General features: G+C 65.1%; 15 protein-coding genes. 4 read left to right on the top strand and 11 right to left on the bottom strand.

All coding sequences use genetic code 11. The features are described from left to right. Position 1 precedes the first annotated feature (1 nt). From Q0071_RS14070 to Q0071_RS14100, 7 genes are all read right to left on the bottom strand, one after another. Positions 2-2,392, bottom strand: coding sequence for a glycoside hydrolase family 3 C-terminal domain-containing protein (locus tag Q0071_RS14070; RefSeq protein WP_298170565.1), 2,391 nt, complete (start codon positions 2,390-2,392; stop codon positions 2-4). A 4-nt stretch (positions 2,393-2,396) separates the two neighbouring features. Continuing rightward, positions 2,397-2,774: a DUF6379 domain-containing protein gene (locus tag Q0071_RS14075; protein WP_298170568.1), complete on the bottom strand. Its 378-nt coding sequence runs from the start codon at positions 2,772-2,774 to the stop codon at positions 2,397-2,399. 14 nt (positions 2,775-2,788) lie between these two features. Beyond that, positions 2,789-3,796 carry a TIM barrel protein gene (locus Q0071_RS14080; protein WP_298170571.1) on the bottom strand — a complete coding sequence of 336 codons (1,008 nt, stop codon included), beginning with the start codon at positions 3,794-3,796 and terminating at the stop codon, positions 2,789-2,791. 121 nt (positions 3,797-3,917) lie between these two features. Next, entirely contained in the window at positions 3,918-5,267 is a 1,350-nt protein-coding gene (locus tag Q0071_RS14085) for an MFS transporter (protein WP_298170574.1), read from the bottom strand. Then, positions 5,260-6,027, bottom strand: coding sequence for a TIM barrel protein (locus tag Q0071_RS14090; protein WP_298170577.1), 768 nt, complete (start codon positions 6,025-6,027; stop codon positions 5,260-5,262). The genes Q0071_RS14085 and Q0071_RS14090 overlap by 8 nt, the downstream gene beginning before the upstream one ends. Positions 6,028-6,104: 77 nt before the next feature. After that, the gene (locus Q0071_RS14095; RefSeq protein ID WP_298170579.1) at positions 6,105-8,504 is read right to left on the bottom strand and encodes a TonB-dependent receptor; all 2,400 of its coding nucleotides are present in this window, start codon (positions 8,502-8,504) and stop codon (positions 6,105-6,107) included. 242 nt (positions 8,505-8,746) lie between these two features. Then, the gene (locus tag Q0071_RS14100; protein WP_298170582.1) at positions 8,747-9,844 is read right to left on the bottom strand and encodes an LLM class flavin-dependent oxidoreductase; all 1,098 of its coding nucleotides are present in this window, start codon (positions 9,842-9,844) and stop codon (positions 8,747-8,749) included. Between the two features lie 126 nt (positions 9,845-9,970). On the opposite strand from Q0071_RS14100, the gene Q0071_RS14105 reads away from it, so the two are divergent. Continuing rightward, positions 9,971-10,639, top strand: a complete 669-nt coding sequence (locus Q0071_RS14105; protein WP_298170585.1) for a TetR/AcrR family transcriptional regulator — start codon at positions 9,971-9,973, stop codon at positions 10,637-10,639. A 196-nt stretch (positions 10,640-10,835) separates the two neighbouring features. On the opposite strand, the gene Q0071_RS14110 is transcribed toward Q0071_RS14105, so the two are convergent. Genes Q0071_RS14110 through Q0071_RS14125 form a run of 4 tightly spaced genes read right to left on the bottom strand, consistent with a single transcriptional unit; the run spans position 10,836 to position 15,306 of the window. After that, the gene (locus Q0071_RS14110; protein ID WP_298170588.1) at positions 10,836-11,978 is read right to left on the bottom strand and encodes an FAD-dependent monooxygenase; all 1,143 of its coding nucleotides are present in this window, start codon (positions 11,976-11,978) and stop codon (positions 10,836-10,838) included. After that, positions 11,971-13,080, bottom strand: a complete 1,110-nt coding sequence (locus tag Q0071_RS14115) for a ThuA domain-containing protein (RefSeq protein ID WP_298170591.1) — start codon at positions 13,078-13,080, stop codon at positions 11,971-11,973. Before Q0071_RS14115 ends, Q0071_RS14110 begins: the two co-directional genes overlap by 8 nt. 2 nt (positions 13,081-13,082) lie before the next feature. Continuing rightward, positions 13,083-13,952, bottom strand: a complete 870-nt coding sequence (locus tag Q0071_RS14120) for an alpha/beta hydrolase (protein ID WP_298170594.1) — start codon at positions 13,950-13,952, stop codon at positions 13,083-13,085. A 4-nt stretch (positions 13,953-13,956) separates the two neighbouring features. Then, a complete protein-coding gene (locus Q0071_RS14125) occupies positions 13,957-15,306 on the bottom strand; it encodes a family 1 glycosylhydrolase (RefSeq protein WP_298170597.1) in 1,350 nt (449 codons plus the stop codon). A gap of 118 nt (positions 15,307-15,424) precedes the next feature. On the opposite strand from Q0071_RS14125, the gene Q0071_RS14130 reads away from it, so the two are divergent. The 3 genes from Q0071_RS14130 to Q0071_RS14140 all read left to right on the top strand — a co-directional run bounded on the left by Q0071_RS14130 (position 15,425) and on the right by Q0071_RS14140 (position 18,101). Next, complete coding sequence (locus Q0071_RS14130; RefSeq protein WP_298170599.1) at positions 15,425-16,348, top strand: LysR family transcriptional regulator; 924 nt, start codon at positions 15,425-15,427, stop codon at positions 16,346-16,348. An 86-nt stretch (positions 16,349-16,434) separates the two neighbouring features. After that, a complete protein-coding gene (locus Q0071_RS14135) occupies positions 16,435-16,863 on the top strand; it encodes a heme-binding protein (protein WP_298170602.1) in 429 nt (142 codons plus the stop codon). Beyond that, positions 16,860-18,101 (top strand): amidohydrolase family protein, encoded by a 1,242-nt coding sequence (locus Q0071_RS14140; RefSeq protein WP_298170610.1) that lies wholly within the window; start codon positions 16,860-16,862, stop codon positions 18,099-18,101. The genes Q0071_RS14135 and Q0071_RS14140 overlap by 4 nt, the downstream gene beginning before the upstream one ends. The last annotated feature ends 2 nt before the right edge of the window (positions 18,102-18,103 follow it).

Raw genomic sequence — 18,103 nt, forward strand, 5'->3', positions numbered from 1 at the left:
TTCAGAGGCCGATGTCGGGGAGGCCTGCTGCATCGAAGTGCAGGGCGAAGCCGGCATCCTGCGCGTGGCGCGCGATGCGGATGTGGTGCGGGCCTGGTAGCATCTCCCAGCCCTGCTCGCCCCAGATCATGAAGCGGCGGCGGGTCAGCGGGATCGTCACGAGCGCAGCATGGCCGGGTTCGACCTGGACTTTGGCAAAGCCGATCAAGGTCGGCTCCGGGACATCCCGGTAGACCTGCACCACTTCGGCACCAGCGCGGGAGGAGAGGTTGGTGAGGGTGATCGACACGCCCTCCGCGGTGATGGCCGGATGTGACCATTCGAAGCGCGCGTAGCCTTGCCCGGCGCCCAGCGTGTGGCGCGCGGACTTGCCTGCTGCGATCACGCCGCGATAGCCGATGCGCGTGCCGTCGCTATAGGGCAGCGCGCCATCGTGCTGGGGCTGGAGGTCATAGCCGGGATAGTCCCCTTCGGCTTGCGCGATGGTGACGGGCATGCGGCCGCCGGGTTCGCGGTCTCCGGCCAGTACGTCCGCGAGCGCAGCGGCGAAGCCTTCGCCGGGATACCATGTGGCAAGATGCGCAGCGGCGGCGTCTTCCCACGAAGCATCGTAGGCGTGGCCGACATTGGTGACCACGGCGACGCGGGAATTGGCGGCGGTGACGCGGGCGATAAGGTCCAGTTGGCCGGGGGCGAGGTGGGTGCCTGCGCGGTCCTTGCTTTCGACCGAGCTGTCCGAGGTTTCGCCGACGATGAGGACGACCGCATCGGCTGCGCGCGCGGCGGCTTCCGCGGCGGCGAGCAGCTCCTCACCGCTGCCGGGCGCGCGGATGCCGTACCACAGGCCGTGGACGCGCGCGGCGGCGAAGGTGAATTCTACCGTGACGGTGACGCACTGGCCTTCGGCGAGATCGACCGGGGCGCTGGCGCTGTCACCCGCCTTGAGCACGCCCATGGTATCGCCCGGGGGGCATTCGGTGGTGGCAAGCACTTCGCGGCCATCGACCAGCATCCGCGAAACGCCTGTGGCGCCGAGGTGGAAGCGGTGCGTGCCGGATTTCTCGGCAGTGAAGCGCCCCGAGGCGCGGATCGAACCGCCTGCGGAGAAGCGGGCCTGATCGTGCATCCCCGCGAACCAGACGAGCGAATTGGTATCGCGCGTCTCGCGGGTGAGCGGCTCGCCGCTGCAATCGGTGCTGGCGAAGTATTCGAGGCTCATGCCGCTTGTGCAGCCGTCACCGATATCGTGCGCGGGTGCGACGGGCATGAACGGCAGGCGCGGGGCCGGATCGACGCCGGGTTCGAAGACCACCTTGCAGTGTGCGCCGAAGCGGGCGCGGATCGCCTCGATGGGGGACGCAAGGTCAGGGCGCACCGAGATCTTGGCGAACGTGCCGCCCTGAAAGCAGGGCGCGGCGGCATTGGGGCCGATGACCGCAAGCGTCTTGAGGCGGGCCGGATCGAGCGGAAGGAGCGCGCCGTGGTTTTTCAGGAGGACCATGCCTGCGGCGGCGGCTTCCTCAAGCAGCGCGGTGACGGTTTCTTCGGCGAGGGGTTTGGACTTTGCGCCGGTCACGCGCCTGGCGGCGTTTGCAACGCGGGCGGCGGCGTCCTGCACGCGGGCTTCGGTCAGCGTCCCTTCGGCAACCGCACCAGCGGCCTTGGCGCCGAGGAACCGGGCGGGACCGGGCATTTCGAGATCGAGCCCGGCGGCGAGTGTCGGCGCGGTGGAATGAGTGCCGAACCAATCGGACATGATCACGCCTTCATAGCCCCATTCACCCTTCACGACTTCGGTGAGGACGTGGTGCTGCTCGGCGCAGTAGCTGCCGTTGACGCGGTTGTAGGCAGCCAGCATCCCGGCGCAGCCCGCGCGCGCGGCGAATTCGAAGGGGAGCAGGTAGACTTCGCGCAAGGTGCGTTCGTCGACCACAACGTTCATCGTGTCGCGCGCGGTTTCGCTGTCGTTGCAGACGAGGTGCTTGGCGCAGGAGCCGGTGCCGGTGGATTGCAGGCCACCGATCCAGGCCGCACCGAGTACGCCGGCGAGGAGCGGGTCTTCGGAGAAGTATTCGAACGCGCGCCCCGCGAGCGGGCTGCGGGCGAGGTTGATGTTCGGGGCGAGCACCATGTCTATCCCGCGCCCGACTGCTTCCTGCCCGACCAGTGTGCCGATGCGGCGGGCAAGGTCGACATCCCAGCTTGCCCCCAGCGCCGTGGCGCAGGGAGAAAGCCGGGCGATATCGCGTTCATCGACCTTGCCGCTGGCAATGCCCATCGGCCCGTCGCTCATGGTGAACGACGGGATGCCGGCTTCGGGCACGGCGGGCGTTGCCCACATCGCTGCACCCGCCGTGAGCAGGGCGGCCTGATCGAGAGTAAGCTGTGTCACGCGCTCAGGCGGCCAGCGCCAGAACCTTGGTGTCCTTCGTGGTGGGCACGAAGGGCAGGTAGGACACGCGCATGCGGACGGCGAATTCGATCTTGTGATCGCCTTCCGGGAGCCCGCCCGCCTTCATCGCGATGATCTTGGCCTTTTCGCCGAAGTTCCAGCGGTCGTCGTAGACCGTTTCCATCTGATCGAGCGTGTAGGTCTTGCCGCGCACGTGGAAGCGCACGTCGGCGCGGGGGATGAGGTCTCCGTCGACGGTGATCTGGATATCCTCGATCATCGAAAGGCCGAGCCCGCGGTAGTAGGGGAGGCGGCCGTAGAAGGCGAAGCCCTTGTCGGAAGTTTCGAGGCTGCCCTCGACGATCATCTTGTTGTCCATCATGGCACTGGATCCTTTCAGGCTGCAGCGCGAAGCTGGGGGGCGGGCTCGCCGAGGAGCGAAGCCAGCATGACCTGCTGGCGGCGAACCTGCTCGACGCTGTCGGGCTCCATGAAGTCCTCGATCCAGCGGTTGCCTTCGTATTCGGAGCAGATGTAGCCCTCGTAGCCGCCCTGCTGCAGGACCTTCACGATCTCGTCGTAGGGGATCGAGGGTTCCACATAGTCTGCGGTCATCTCGTAGAACTTGCCGTGCACGTTGTGGATGCGCGGCATGTAATCGAGCATCCGCTTGGGCTCGAACGCGGCGTTGTGGCGCAGTGTTTCCGCCATGCCGATGGCGGGGCCGACGCCGCCCATCTGCTGGACGTTGAGGATGACGTATTCCGAAAGAACGCGGTCGGCGTAGGCTTTCTCGATGTAGTCGGCGATATTCTGCGGCACGCCGATGCGAAGGAACTTTTCCTTCCACACCGGCGGGAAGGCGTGGAGGAACATGCCCATGTCGGGCAGGAAGCCCAGCGCGTCCGAGCCCGATTTCTCGAAGGCTTCGGCGTGGCGGATGATCCATGGGTGATCGAAGTGCAGCGGTGCGTGAACCTCGATGAGGATCTTGATACCCTTTTCTTCGGCATAAGGCGCGGCGGCGACGAGCACTTCGGGCGCGATCGAGACGAGCGCGCGGATGTACTTCATGCCGAGGCGGGCGCCGAATTCGATGTCCTTGCGCACACTCGCGACTTGCTCTTCGAAAGGCATTTCGCGGCCCTTGTAGCGCTTGTAATCGAGCATGAAATCGTGGCTGACGGGCACGCAATCGTACTTGGCGATGAGTTGGTGCCACTCGGCAACCGCAGCATCCTCGACGCCGACTTCGGGCCAGCCCCAGAAGGTCTGCTCGCCGATGATCTCGATGCCCTTGGCGCCCATTTCGGCGCAAGTGCGGATGCAGTCTTCAAGGGTCATCTTGCCCTGAAAGGTCTCGTTCTGAAAGCTGTACAGGCTTACGCCGCGCTGGATCGGCATCGTGCTGTCTCCCCTGGGGCAGCTGCCAAAGCGCTGCCTTGATTGTGTTCCGGAACCGCGTGGCTGCCTGCGATTCCCGTGAAAATATTAGAACGCTAATTCTATTAATAGCCCTCCGAAGTCAAGGGGCCAAAGCGCCAAGGCGGTCGCGCCATGCCCCGTCCATCGGCCAGAACCAGACGACTGCGGCCTGCAACGCGAGCAGCCCGCCCGCGACGAGGAAGTAGGCGCTGCGGATATCGGCGCGGGCGGTCTCGCTCACCGCGTCTGGCTGATAGCCCGCCCAGGCGAGGACAAAGGCGCCGAGCGCGCTGCCGAGCGCCATGCCGACCTTGGTCGAGGTGCTGATGCCTGAGGAGAGCAGCCCTTCATGGCGCACGCCGAACAGCACCTGATGATAGTCTGCTGTGGCAGCGGCCATCGAGAAGATCCCGGTGATCGTGATCGAGGTGACGATGGAAAAGGCAAAATAGGGGAAGAGCAGCGGCGGCACGGCGATGCCGCCGAGCTGCCAGTCCGCCGCGTGATCCAGCCCGGCCATCGCGGCAAGGAGCGCTAGCGCGAGCACGACAGCGCCGATGCAGCCCTTGCGGATGCCGGTGCGCGCAAGGATCGGCGGCGCGATGAAAGCGGCGAGGAGCAGCCCGCCCGAGACCATCGGCAGCATGACCGGGATCAGCCAGGGCTTCTGCACCACGTCCTTGGCGTAGAAGATCGTGAGGCCGAGCATCGCGCCGAAGCGGATGAAATAGAGGAGGCAGAAGCCGAAGCAGACAGCCCACGCGCGGTTGCGCAGCATCTGGCCGATGGCGGGCAGCGCGCGGAAGGCGGATGCTGGCGCTTCGTCGGCAATGCGTTCGCGGCAATTGCGGAACAGCATGGCCAGCGCGAAGAGCGAGGAGGTGCCGAACAGCAGCGTTACGGCGAAGAAGCCGCGCGTCTCGTTTCCGCCGCCTAGCGCGCCGACCAGCGGCATTGTTGCGGCAGTCCCAAGGATCACGCCGACCGAAGTCCCGATCGAGCGCCAGCCGCCGAGGCGCAGGCGGTCCGCCGGATTGTCCGTCATCATCGGCATGAGCGCGGTATAGGGGATCGAGCCGAGGCTCATGATGATCCCGAGCGCCTTGAAGGTGAGGAACGCGTAGACGAGCTGCGCGCCCTGGCTCCAGTGCGGCACGCTGAAAGTGGCGATGAAGACCGCGACGTAAGGCACCGCAGTGAATAGGAAATATGGTCTGGTTCTGCCCCAGCGGCTGCGCGTCTTGTCTACCGCAATCCCGACCAGCGGATCGATCACCGCATCGAGCAACCGCGCGACGAGGAAGATCGTCCCCACCGCCGCCGCCGGAAGCCCGACGACGGTGGTGTAGTAGTAGAGCAGGAACGCGCCCGCCATGTTGTAGGCCAGGCTGTAGCCGAAGTCGCCGAAGCCGTAGCTCGCCCGCTCGGCGAGCGAGAGCCGGTCAGACACCGAGCGCCGTCCGGCTGGCCGCGAGCGAGGCCGCCGCGTCCAGCGTCGGCCTGTACTCGAGGCCGAATGCGCCGGTATAGCCAAGATCGCGCAGGGTACTGACCGCGGCCGGCCAGTCGATGGTGCCGGTGCCGGGCTCGTTTCGGCCGGGGCTATCGGCCACCTGCACATGCTCGACGAGGTGGATGCGGCCTGCGAGCACTTCGCGCATGTCTTCGCCCATCACGTGGCTGTGATAGACATCGTAGAGCAGCTTGAGGCGCGGACTGCCCACGGCTTCGACGATATCGAGCGCGAGGGTCGTATCGACGAGATACATGCCGGGGTGTTCGACACGGTCGTTGAGCGGTTCGAGCACGAGGGTGACTTCGGCGGCTTCGGCGAGGTCAGCGGCGCGGCGCAGGACCTTCACGGCCTCGGCCTTGTGCTCTTCGGGCGAAACGCCTTCGCGGGTAAAGCCCGAGGCCACGATCAACGGCGGGGAGCCGACGGTTTTTGCCGCGGCCAGCGTATCGGCGACAGCTTGCAGCATTTCCTCATGCTGCGCGGGATCGACGATCGAGCGGCGCGGATCGACGCAGAAGCCGGTGAGCGTGACGCCGGTTTCATCGAGCGCGGCGGCGAGGCCAGCCATATCCTTGTCGCGCCAGAGGTGGAATTCGGCGTGTGAGAGACCGGCGGCCTTCGCGGCGCGGACCCGGTCTGCAAGTGTGTCATTACCTTCGGCAAACTGCCATTCGATGCAGGCGGACAAATCCATGTCCGGTCTCCTTTTTCGATCGGCTGGCTGCCGGTTGTAAGGGGGCGGTCGCCAACCGCCCCCTCATAGGTACGTGCTTAGTACTTCACGCTCAGGCGGATGCCATAGGTGCGCGGCGCGCCGAACTGCCAGTTGAACACATCGTCCGGGCCGGCTGAAACGAAGCTGCCGTAGGTCAGCGGGCGGTTGTTCTCGACATTCTTCACGAAGCCGATGACCGAGTACATCTTGTTCGCCGACTGGTATTCGAGGCTGAAGTCGCTCTGCGTGAAAGCGCTCTGCGTGCCATCGCGGTAGTTGTAGAAGTCGGTGAAGTACGACGACTTGAAGGTCGTGTCCGCACGCGCCGTCAGGCTGCCCGCACCGCCCAGCTGGAAGGTGTGATCGATCCCGGCGGTGATGATGAACCGGGGCGAGAAGGCCGGACGATTGCCCGCGAAGTTGGGCTGCTGCACGCCCGGCGTGGTCGGATCGAGATCGCCAACGCCATTGATCGCACCCGTGGTGTCGAACACGTTGAACTGGGCGAGCAGTTCCTTGTACTCGGCATTGAGGTAGTTGATCGAGCTGTGGAAGTTGGTGTTGTCGTCCAGCTGGATGCTGCCCGATGCCTCGATACCCCAGATCTTGGCCTTGCCCGCGTTGAACGTCTGGCCGCCCACGGTGGTATCCAGCAGCACCGAAACCTGCAGGTCCTTGTAGTCGTAGTAGAACGCGCCAAGGTTGAACTGGTGCTGGCGGTGATCGCCGAAGGTCTGCTTCCAGCCGCCTTCGAAGGCGGTGTTGGTCTCGGGCCGGTAGGTGCCGACAGCATCGAAGCCGCCGCCCTTGAACCCGGTCGAGGCCTTGACGTAGACCAGCGTGTCCGAACTGGGCTTGAAGTTCAGCCCGGCGAGCCAGGTGACCTTGTTGTCCTTGCTGCCGAGCGGCAGCTTCTGCGCGTTGATCGCGTTGAGGTCCTTGCGGCCCGGGCCTGCACCCAGCAGGGTGAAGTTGGGTCCGGTGGGATCGAACGTGACACCATCGGCCTTGAACTTCGCGAACGGCGTGCCGTTGATGTAGAGGGCATCGCGCTTGTTGTCGGTGTAGCGCAGGCCGCCGACCGCGGTCAGCTTGTCACCCAGCGGCACTTCGACCTGCCCGAACAATGACTTGCTGTCGCTGGAGATCTTGCGGCCGAAGTACGACAAGTAAGTGCCTGCCGGCGGCGCGATCGGGCCGAGGAAGAAGCCGTTCTCGCGGTCCTGCTTCTCCTTGAAGTAGAATCCGCCGATCTGGTAGATGATCCCGCCGATCTTGCCGTTGAGGCGCAGTTCGTGGCTCTGCGTGTCGGCCTCGTCCTGGAACGCGAACGACTGGTAGATCACCGGCAGGGTGAGGCGGTTCTTGGGATCGCCCGAGAAGCTGCGATAGCCGCCGATGTAGGTCAGCGTGGCAGCATCGCTGAATTCATAGGCAATGCGCCCGCGCACGGCCCAGGTATCCTGCTCGACCCGCCCGATGCCATAGAGCGGCGCGGCATATTCGTTGCGATCGATCTTTGACAGCAGGTTGGTGTTGCTGGGCACGCACAAGGCCTGCGGATAGGCCGGGGCAACGCGGGTGAAGCCGTTGCCGCAGGCCCCGCCGCTCGGTCCGTTGCCTGCGCCGTTGAGATCGGCCACCGCAAAGATGCCCGGGCTGAAGCGGCGCTTGGCATATTCGCCCGCCAGATTGATCGACAGCGCGGAGGAGGGATCAAGCCGCAGCGAGACACGGCCGCCATAGGCGTTGTTGTCGTCCGAACGGCCCGCGGCATAGGCCGGGAACACGAAGAAGCCGCCGCCGGCCGGGTGCTTGTTGTAGCCATCGCGGTCTTCATAGAAGCCCGAAACGCGGACCGCCGCCATGCTGCCCAGCGGCACATCGACGCCGGCATCGGCGCGCACGGCATTGTAGTTGCCATAGCTGACCGTGGCGTCGCCGCCGAACTCGCGGCCCGGCTTGCGGGTGATGAAGTTGATCGCGCCGCCGGTCGAGTTGCGGCCATAGAGCGTGCCCTGGGGGCCGCGCAGCACTTCGACGCGCTCCATGTCGAACAGCGACATGCCCATCACGTTCGGGCGGTTGATGTACTCGCCGTCGATGTTGATGACGACCGAGGTATCCTGCGCTTCGTCGTTCGAGGTGGTGCCCACGCCGCGCACGGTGACCTTGACCGTGCCCTGATCCTGATTGAGCTGGACGACCGGCGCGATCTTGTCGATGTCGTTGAGGGTGGAGAAGCCGACCTTCTTCAGTTCGTCACCGCTGATCACGTTGATCGCGATCGGCACGTCGTTGATCTTCTGCGAACGGTTCTGCGCCGTGACGACGATTTCTGCGGTGCTGGCTGAGTCTGTATCGGCCTGCGGTGCCTGCTGGGCATGCGCCGGAGCGGCCATGGCGATGATGGCGCAGGTGGCGAACAGACTTGTACCTTGAATGATGTTGCGCATGATCCCTCCCGTTATGCACCCTGCTTGAGCCGGGGTGTCTGGTTTGCGATATTCAACAAAGAGCCCATGTTCGAAATTCGGGCGGCCAATCCAGCGGGCCTTTCATGCGGTGCAGCATGGATCGGGCCGGAACTGGAATGGCGAATAAGAATGTCCTGCCTGATTGGTTCCATTAAGTGAAATAGTATGTTTTCATCAATCAGCATCCACGAAATTGATGCATTATCCCATCGGCGTCGTGATCAGGCCAGTGCCGGCATGACCTTGCGCGAAAGCAGGTCCAGCGTCTGGTTGCCCAGCCGCAGGCGTTCCTCGGTCAGCGGTCCGGTGGTCGTGCCGCACAGCACATTGCCTATGCCGAGCTCCTTGTAGGGCTGCAGGTGTTCGATGACCGTTTCGGGCGAGCCATAGAGGCACCATGTGCCGATCCAGTCCTCGGTCAGCGCATTGGGGGTGCGGTCGGTCTTCTTGTTGGCGTCGTTGCTTTCGGCGCGGGCGTTGAACTCTGCCTCGCGTTCGACCGCGGCCTGATAGGCACGCAGGATCACCTCGAGCTCCTCGCGCGCCTGCTCGTCGCTTTCGGCCACGTGGACGCACTGGTAAGTGTGCGTCGTCCAGTCGAGCGCGCTGGCAACGACTTCGTCGGAGTGGCCGGCTGCGGTCAGCATGCCGTGGTAGATGTCGAAGAACTTCTTCACGTGGACGAAGGGCTCGGTGCCGCCGATCTTGGGCGGCGTGAAGGCGGGGATGAAGGCGGGCCAGCCATGCGTTGCGGCGCGGCGGGCACTGGCTTCCTTCATCGCCACCGGCATCAGCCGCGCATGGCCCGGCGTATAAGCAGCGGGCGCGATGCGCTGGAGCACGCGGCCCTGATGCGGACCGTTGGCGATTTCCACCGCGGGGCTGTCCATGGTCTTGGCCCAGAGCGCCTCGGCCAGCGCGAGGTTCTGTTCCGAGATAGCCCCGGCGTCCTTGTAGTCGACGCCGAAGCCGATCATTTCCTCTGGCGTCGTGCCGCTGCCGATGCCGACGAGGAGCTTGCCGTCCGTCAGCTGATCAAGAATGTTGATCCGCTCGGCAAAGCGCACCGGGTGGTGCAGCGGAACCGAGACGACCGAGAAGCCGAAATGCATCTGCGGCATTTTCGCGGCCAGGTAGGCGGCGAACATGAAGCTGTCGCTCGCCACCGGCATATAGCCATTGAAGTGGTGATCGGGGAGGAAGATGGCCGAGAAGCCGAGATCGCCCGCGCGCAGGGCGTGCGTCTCGAGATCCTTCATGAGCTGACGGTCGTCTTCGGGGCGCATCGTGCGCGCGTTGAGGAACACCGAGAAACGCATGTGCTTGTTTTCTCCCCCTTCGGCCTGTCCGCGCTTGCCCCGGTTTTGGGTGCGGAACGTTTTGGTACGTATCAGGCGAATCAAATTAGAATTGACGTTCCTGTTTTAGTAGGGTCTAGCAAGCCAATGTCAACAGCCACTCGTCACACCGAAGCGCTGGCGCTTCAGGCCCTCAGCCGAAAACCGCGCCAGGGGCGCAGTCTTGCCTCGTTCGAACGCATGATCGAAGCGACCAAGGCGCTGATGATCGAGACGGGGGGCGATAGCTTCACGTTGCAGGACGTGAGCGAGCGGGGTCAGGTCTCGATCGGCTCGATCTATCTGCGGTTCGAAAGCAAGGACCGCCTGCTACACGCGGTGATCGCCGAAGAGCTGACCGCGATCCTCGCCAAGGAGCGGGTGATGATCGACGAGGTGCTGGCAGAGACCGATAGTCTCGGCGCATTCCTGCCGCTCTACATCAAGCGCTACAGCGCGTTCCTCGAGCAGAATGCGCCGCTGCTGCGCACGATCATGGCGCGGGCCGAGGTCGATCCGTTGGTTTCGGATCCGGGCAAGGAAACCGCGCGGCGTTCGGCGGAAATGTCGATCGCGGCGATCCTGACCTTCCGTGACGAAATCAAATCAGCCGATCCGGAAGCCAAAGCGCTGGCGGTGTTCCAGATCGTCTTCGCCACGATCGCGCGCCAGTTCGGGCTCGGCTCGACGCCGGAATCGAGCGATCCCTTCCTGTGGGGCTTCATCAAGGACGAGATTTCCAAGATGGCGCTCGCCTATCTCCGCCACGCGGATTGAGGATGGGGCGGCCTACCTGTCGCGGGGCTGTGCAGGGTGGCCCTGGATCCCCGCCTTCGCGGGGATGACGAGATTTGGATATGGCCCGGCTTCCTAAACCTCTCGTCATCCCCGCGAAGGCGGGGATCCAGAGCGGCACCATATCACCGTAGCCGGTTCGCAAACGAGCGGGCGGTGGGGCGAAGGCCCCATCCCCTCAGAACGGCCCGGCAAGGCGGTGCAGCGCAGCGCCCATGATCCCGCCGATTTCCTCGCCCGGACGTCCTGCCAGTTGCGCGGCGCCAATCGAGACGCTGGTTTCGACGACATCGCGGCAGCGTTCGTAGCGGCGTTCCTCGTAGGCCAGAAGCGCGGCTTCGGCGCTTTCCGCACGGGCTAGTTCCTCGCCCAGAACGAGCGCACTTTCGACTGCGATGCCCGCGCCCGAGGCGAGGTGCGGCGTGGTGGCGTGGACCGCATCGCCGAGCAGCACGATCCGGCCATCCGACCACGGGCGCGGCTGGATTTTTGCGGCGAGCGGTCGGTAGTTGACCCAGTCCTGCGCGCTCATCGTATCGCGCACCCAGCCGGCATTGCCGCCGAAATCAGCAAGGTGGGCCTTCATTTGCGCGACGAGGGCCTCGCCTTCGAGGCGCTCCTCGCCGTCGTCGTGCGGGGTGAGCAGCCACAAATAGATGCGGTCCTCGCCGCAGCGGGTGATGCCGACCATGTAGCGGTGGCCGAAGAACATCTCGCCGCGTTCCAGCGTTGGCGGCTTCTTCATCGAGACGCGCCAGCAGCCTTGCCCGGTGCTCTCGGCCTCGCCCATGTGGGGGAACGCAAGATCGCGCACGCGTGAGCGGATGCTGTCTGCGCCGATCACGAGATCGTAGCGGCCGGATGTGCCATCGGAGAAAGTGACGTCAACGCCGCCATCGCGGTTGGCGAGGGTGTCGACTGTCACGCCGAGCCGCACCGGAACGCCGGCGGCGGCAACGCGCTGCTGCATCAGGTGGTGGAGGACGGGGCGCATGATACCGCCGGTGGCGGGAAGGCCATCTTCGATGGGGGGCTCATCGAGATCGCGCAGGTGCATGCCGTTGAACAGGAACATGCTTGAGCCCGCGACAACGGCGCCTTCGCGGGCAATATCCTCGACCATGCCGAGCCGCTGGTAGGCGCGCAGGGTGGGGCCGGTGATGCTGATTCCCGCGCCATAGACGCGCCATTCGGGATCGAGATCGATCAGCGTCACCGCCACGCCGCGCGCGGCCAGATCGATGGCAGCCGCCATGCCGCCGATGCCGCCGCCGACGATGAGGGCATTGCCGATGCTGGAAGTGGTGGCGGGCTCAGTCATGCGGCTTGGTTCCTTTGCTTCCCATGGCCCAGGCGATGCCTTCGGCCAGCAGTGCCGCGGCATGCGGCTCGTCATAGTTTTCCGGCCGGTGGCCGATGGCGGTGTAGAACATGCGGCCAGACGCGATGGCCTTGCGCCAGGCGATGGGATGGTAGCCCATCGCAAGACTTTCGCCGCGATAGCCGATCTGCTGGTAGTCCTTCTCGTCGATCGTCGCGACGGCGACTGCGCCGCCTGCCACCGGGTTGCGATCAAAGGAGTACCATTCCTCGAGCAGCGGGAAGGCCATCGCGCCGCCCGCACCGATGGTGCCCTGCGGATCGACGAGGCTTACCGTGGCGGTCTGGAACTGCGGCCGGCCGGGATGTCCGATGAAGCGCGTGCCGAGCAGGGTATCGGCGTACCAATCCCAGAACCACTGGGGATCGCCGCCGGCCCCGTGAATGCCGGCATAGCCGCCCCCGTGTTCGATATAAGCGCGGAAGGCGGCGCGCTGCGGCATGGTGAGCGCATCGCCGCTGACATTGTTCCAGACGACGACGGCGAAGCGGGCCAGGTCATCCGCGTTCATCACCCCGCCGCGATCGGTGAACACGATCTGCCACCCGCGCGACGCGGCAATGGCCGTGAGGCGCGCGCGGGCGGAATCGACCGAAGGACTATCGCGAAAGCCGTTGATCTTCTCGAACACGAGGACCTGCGGGCGGCCATCTGCCGGGGGCAGGGCGGGGCGATCATGATCGTAGCGCGCGCAGCGGGACACGGTGAAGGCATCGGTGATCGGGAGCGCCGCAAGCTTTGTGGCAAGCGCCGGGCGCAATGCTGCTCCATCGGCGCGTACTTCCAGCAGGGCGTTGACGCTGAGGATATTGGCGAAGCCGGGCGGCAGGTCGCCGCCGCCGAAGTTGCGGGTGAAACCGGACACGAGATCGGGCGCGACCGATGCGAGCGCGGCGGGTCCATCGGGATGCATCAGCACGTCCGACAGCGGCGAATCCACACCGAGCGGCGCGCTCGCCAACGGGCAATCGCGCACTGGCTCCCCCGCAAGAGCCGGGGTGCCTGCAAGCAGCAGCAGCGCGGTGGCGAACGCTCGCAGCATGATCACTGCACCGCCAGCCAGTTGATGTACTGGTCGATCCAGTGATCGCTCGTGGTGCCCTTGGGCATCATGCCGAAGCCGTGCTCGCCGCCGTAGTAGAGGTGGAATTCGACGGCATTGCTTTCCTTGAGCCAGTTGTCGACGAGCTTGAGGCCGCCTTGCTTGAACAGCGGATCGCCTGCGGCAATGGCAAGGAACAGCGGCGGGCGCGGGCCGCCGGTGACGGTCTGGGTCATCGGCGGGTAGATCAGCGCGGCATGATGGAGCAGCGCGGCTTCCTTCTTCTGCTCGATCAGGCGGATGAGCGTGCGCGAGCCGGCGGAAAAGCCGATGGCGCCGATGGCCTTGGGATCGATCTTCCATTCCGCCGCGCGGGCCGAAACCACCGAGATGGCCGCGGCGAGATCATCGACCGCCGGGGGCAGATCGGCGAGCTCGCCCTTGCCGAGCTGGCCGAACTTCGACGCCATATCGGCCATGAAGCCTTCCGGCGTCGGCGGGGTGGGGTTCACCCGGTACTTGAGGACGAAGGCGGTATAGCCCTCTGCGGCGAGGCGGTCCGCCACGCGGAAGCCTTCGCTATCGATCGAGACGAACATGTAGCCGCCGCCCGGCACCACGATCACCGCCTTGCCATTGGCGCGGCCATTCTTGGGCCGGATCACGTAGAGCGTCGAGCGCTGGACATTGCGCGCCCAGACCTGACCGAACACGCGGTTCCACACTTCGCCGCCCACCGGCACGTTGTTGAGCACGATCTCCTCGCCGCGCACGGCGGGCACGGGATCGGCGGAGAAATCCGGCGCCTGCGCGCGCGCCGGGGCGTTAGCGAAGGTCAGCAGCGCGATCAGGAAGGCAAGGGTCTTGCGCATGGGGTCAGGCTCCTGCCGTGTGGTTCTTGATGTAGTCGCGGTAGACGAGCGCGCTGGGCTTGGGCGTGCGCGCGAAAGTCTGGCGGTCGAAGCTGTGAAGGCCGAACCGGGGCTTGTAGCCGAAGACCCATTCGAAGTTATCGATCAGCGACCAGTGGCAGTAGCCCTTGACCGGCACACCATCGGCCATCGCGATGCGCAAGTGATCGAGCGCCTGCGGGATCATCCAGGCGCGTGTGGTATCGTCGTCGGTGCCAACGCCGTGCTCGGTGACCATGATCGGCACCTTGCTGACTTCGTGAGCATAGCGCACCGCGCCAGCGAGCGAGGCGGGATAGACTTCCGCGCCGATATAGTTGCGGCGCGCATCGGCAGGAGCGGGAAGCTTGCCGGTCTTGCCCCAGAGCGCGCGTTCGTAGTTCTGGACGCCGAGAAAATCATCGGCCTGGGCAAGGCGCAGCCACGAATTGTAGAACTTCTCGCGCATGGCATCGCGCACCGATCCGCGCTCCGCCTCCTGATCGTCGATCATCGCGAGGCTGACGCCGACCGGGAGATCGCCGCGCACCGCCTTGATCGCGGCCTTGCCGAGGGTGTGGCCAGCCTGCAGATGGGCCTGAACCTTGGCCGGATCGGGCTGGTAGAGCGCGTTGCCCGCAAGGAACAGCGGCACGCCAAGCTTCTGCGCCGCTGCTTCGACCATGGCCTTGTCCTGATCGAGCAGGCCCGGCGGCAGAAGGTATTGGAGCACGCCCGCCAGATTGGGCTCATTCAAGGTCGTCGCGTGGTCGATCCCGGCGGCGAGGTGGCGCGCGGCATGATCGCAGAAGCGGGCGAAAAGCTGCGGTGCCTCGTCGTTCATCCAGCCCCCGCGCGCGGCAAACCAGATCGGCGTGGTGAAGTGATTGAAGGTGACGATGGGCTTGAGGCCTATGGCGCGCGCGCCTTCGATCACCTGCTTGTAGTGATCGAGCATGGCGATCGAGAACTGGCCCGGCTCCGGCTCGATCCGCGCCCATTCGAGGCTGAAGCGATAAGCGTTGAGGCCAAGGTTCTTGGCGAGTTCGAGGTCGGTCCGCCAGAGCTCGAAGCTGTTGGCGGCATCGCCCGAGGGTTCCGTGAATGCCGTGGGCTTGATGTTTTCGAGCAGCCAGCAATCGGCGTTGACGTTGTTGCCTTCGACCTGATGGCCGGCGGTGGCCGCGCCCCAGATGAAGTCGGCGGGGAAGGGGCCGGGTGCTGCAGCCTTCTTCACCGCCTTCGCCACGGCGTGCGGGGCCGCGCTCATCGCAAGGCCCGCAGCCGTCGCCGCCACAAACGTGCGCCGGTCGATTGCCATTCCATCATCTCCCATCTGTTTGATGCTGATCTGGGCGAAATCATCAATCAAGTAAAATTGTCATGATGCATCAAGTAGTATAGACGGAATCGATACATTGGATGGCCGCAGGGCCGCAGGGGATGATGGCAGGATGCGCTACAAGGGTCTCGATCTCAACCTCCTCGTCGCATTCGACGCGCTGATGACCACCCGCAGCGTAAGCCGATCGGCCGAGCGGCTGAACCTCAGCCAGCCGGCGATGAGCGCCGCGCTTTCGCGGCTGCGCGAGTATTTCGGCGACGAACTGCTGCAGCTGCAGGGCAAGCGCATGCACCCCACGCCCTTCGCCGACGAGCTGATGCCGCAAGTGCGCGAGAGCCTGCTGGGGCTCGAGGTCATGCTCTCGCGCTCGCCCCATTTCGATCCGGCGACGTCGCAGCGCAGCTTCAAGGTGGTGACTTCGGACTATGTCTTCGCTTCGCTGATCGTGCCCCTCGTCGCGCAGCTGGCCGAGGAGGCGCCCGGCATCCGCATCGATTGCGAATTGCCGCAGCCGGGCACGGTGCAGGAGCTGGAGGAAGGCAAGATCGATATCACGATCACGCCTGAATATGTGATCGGCGGCAATCACCTCTCCTATATTCTCTACCATGAGCCGCAGGTTGTCGTGGGCTGGAGCGGAAATCCGGCGATTGCGAACGGCACGATCACCGAGGAAGCGTTCTTTGCGGCGGGGCATGTCGCGGTGGTGCTGGGGGGCGGAAAGACGCTGTCTTATGCAGATCGGACACTGGACCTGATGGGGCGGACCCGCACGATCGAGGCGACTGTGGCGATCTTCACGGCGGTGCCCTGGCTGATCGAGGGAACCAATCGCCTTTCCGTGATGCATTCGCGCCTTGCCGCGCAGCTCAAGGGGCGGTTCGCGATCACGAGCGCGCCGGTGCCGTTCGAGATTCCGGCGATGAAGCAGATGTTGAGTTATCACCCCGGGCGCAAGGATGATGCCGGGCTGGCCTGGCTGCGCGGGCGGATCGAGGCGATTGCGCACAAGGGCGAACTGGTCAATGCATAAATCCTATGGATATCCAAACATCCAAAGAAGCATTTTTACAGATTGATCGCGCGCCAGCAGAAGGGTGCCGGGAGAGAGACCGGGACATGCTGACACTAGCGCACGCACTCACGATCGCCATGGAGACTTTGGCGGAAGGCCGCCGCCGTGGTTTTGCGCCGCTGGCCTGCGTCGTGCTTGACCGCGGGGGGCACGTTCTGGCGCTGCTGCGCGATGAGAACGCATCGATCTACCGGCCCGAAATTGCCATGGGCAAAGCGGCGGGCTGCCTCGGCATGGGCTTTGGCGGGCGCGAACTCGCCAAGCGCGCGGCGGCGATGCCGATGTTCTTCAATGGCCTGCAGGCTGCATTTCCGCATGGCATGTTGCCGGTGCCCGGCGGCGTGCTGATCCGCGACGCTGATGGCGCCTTGCTCGGCGCAGTGGGCGTGACGGGCGACACTTCGGACAACGACGAAATCTGTGCGCTTTCCGGGATCGCGGCGACGGGCCTCGTCGCGGATACCGGCGCATGACGGGCACGCTGTTCACCGATGTGATGATCTTCGACGGCAGCGGCGCGGCGCTGTTTCCGGGCGAAGTGCTGGTGCGCGGCGAGCGGATCGAGGCTGTGGCGCGCGGCGATGAACGCCTGCCGCGCGGAGGCATGACGGTGGTGCAGGGCAAGGGCCGCACGCTCATGCCCGGCATGGTCGAGGCGCATGGCCATCTAACCTGGCCGACATCCATCGAGCGCACGATCAACACGATGAAGCCGCTGCCGATCGAGCAGCACGTGCTGGTCACGGCGCAGAACGCGCGGATCACCCTCGAGGCGGGCTTCACCAGCGTCTATTCGGCGGGCTCACTGGGAGAGCGGATCGAGCCGGCGCTGCGCGACATGATCGACGCGGGCTTCCTGCCCGGCCCGCGCCTGCGCGCGTCGGCGCTGGAAAAGGGCGCGGAAGGCGTGCTCGGCGTGCCGGCGGGGCATGACCCCACACACCAGCGCGATATCCCGCACTTGCGCGAGTACGTGGCGCAGAAGAAGGCCGATGGCTGCGACACGATCAAGTTCCTGATGTCCAGCGACGATGCTTTCCAGCCGGGCGGTTCGCAGACGCTGATGTATTCCGAAGAGGAAGCGCAGGCGATTGGCGAGGCCGCGCGCGAGGCGGGGATTTGGCTCGCCTGCCATGCGCAGGGGGCGGAAGCCGTGAAACGCGCGCTGCGCGCCGGGTTCCGCGCGATCTATCACTGCACTTATGCCGATGAAGAAGCACTCGACCTGTTCGAGGCCAAGAAGGACCAGACTTTCACGGCACCGGCGGTCGGCCTGCTCTGGGCGCGGGCCTATGAGGCGCAGGGCTTCGGGATTGGACCGAAGGAAGCCGCCGAACTCGGCGCGCTGCGCGGGATCGAACTGGGCCAGCAGGTTATCCCGCAAATGCGCAAGCGCGGCATCCGCGTGCTGCCCGGCGGCGATTACGGCTTCCCCTATAATCCGCACGGCCGCAACGCGCGTGATCTGGAGCACTTCGTCAATCTGTTCGGCTTCTCGCCCATCGAGGCGCTGGTTGCCGCAACGAAGCAGGGCGGCGAACTGGTCGGCTGGGATGTCGGGCAGGTCAAGGCCGGGTATCTGGCCGACTTGCTGCTGGTCGACGGCGATCCCACAGCCGACGTGCGCATCCTGCAGGACAAGCAAAATCTTGCCGCCATCATCAAGGGCGGGCAATTCATCAAACCATTTGAGCGACACGAAAAGGGCTGAAC

Origin of the sequence: Novosphingobium sp. (assembly GCF_027486195.1) — a bacterium.
Lineage (GTDB): Bacteria > Pseudomonadota > Alphaproteobacteria > Sphingomonadales > Sphingomonadaceae > Novosphingobium.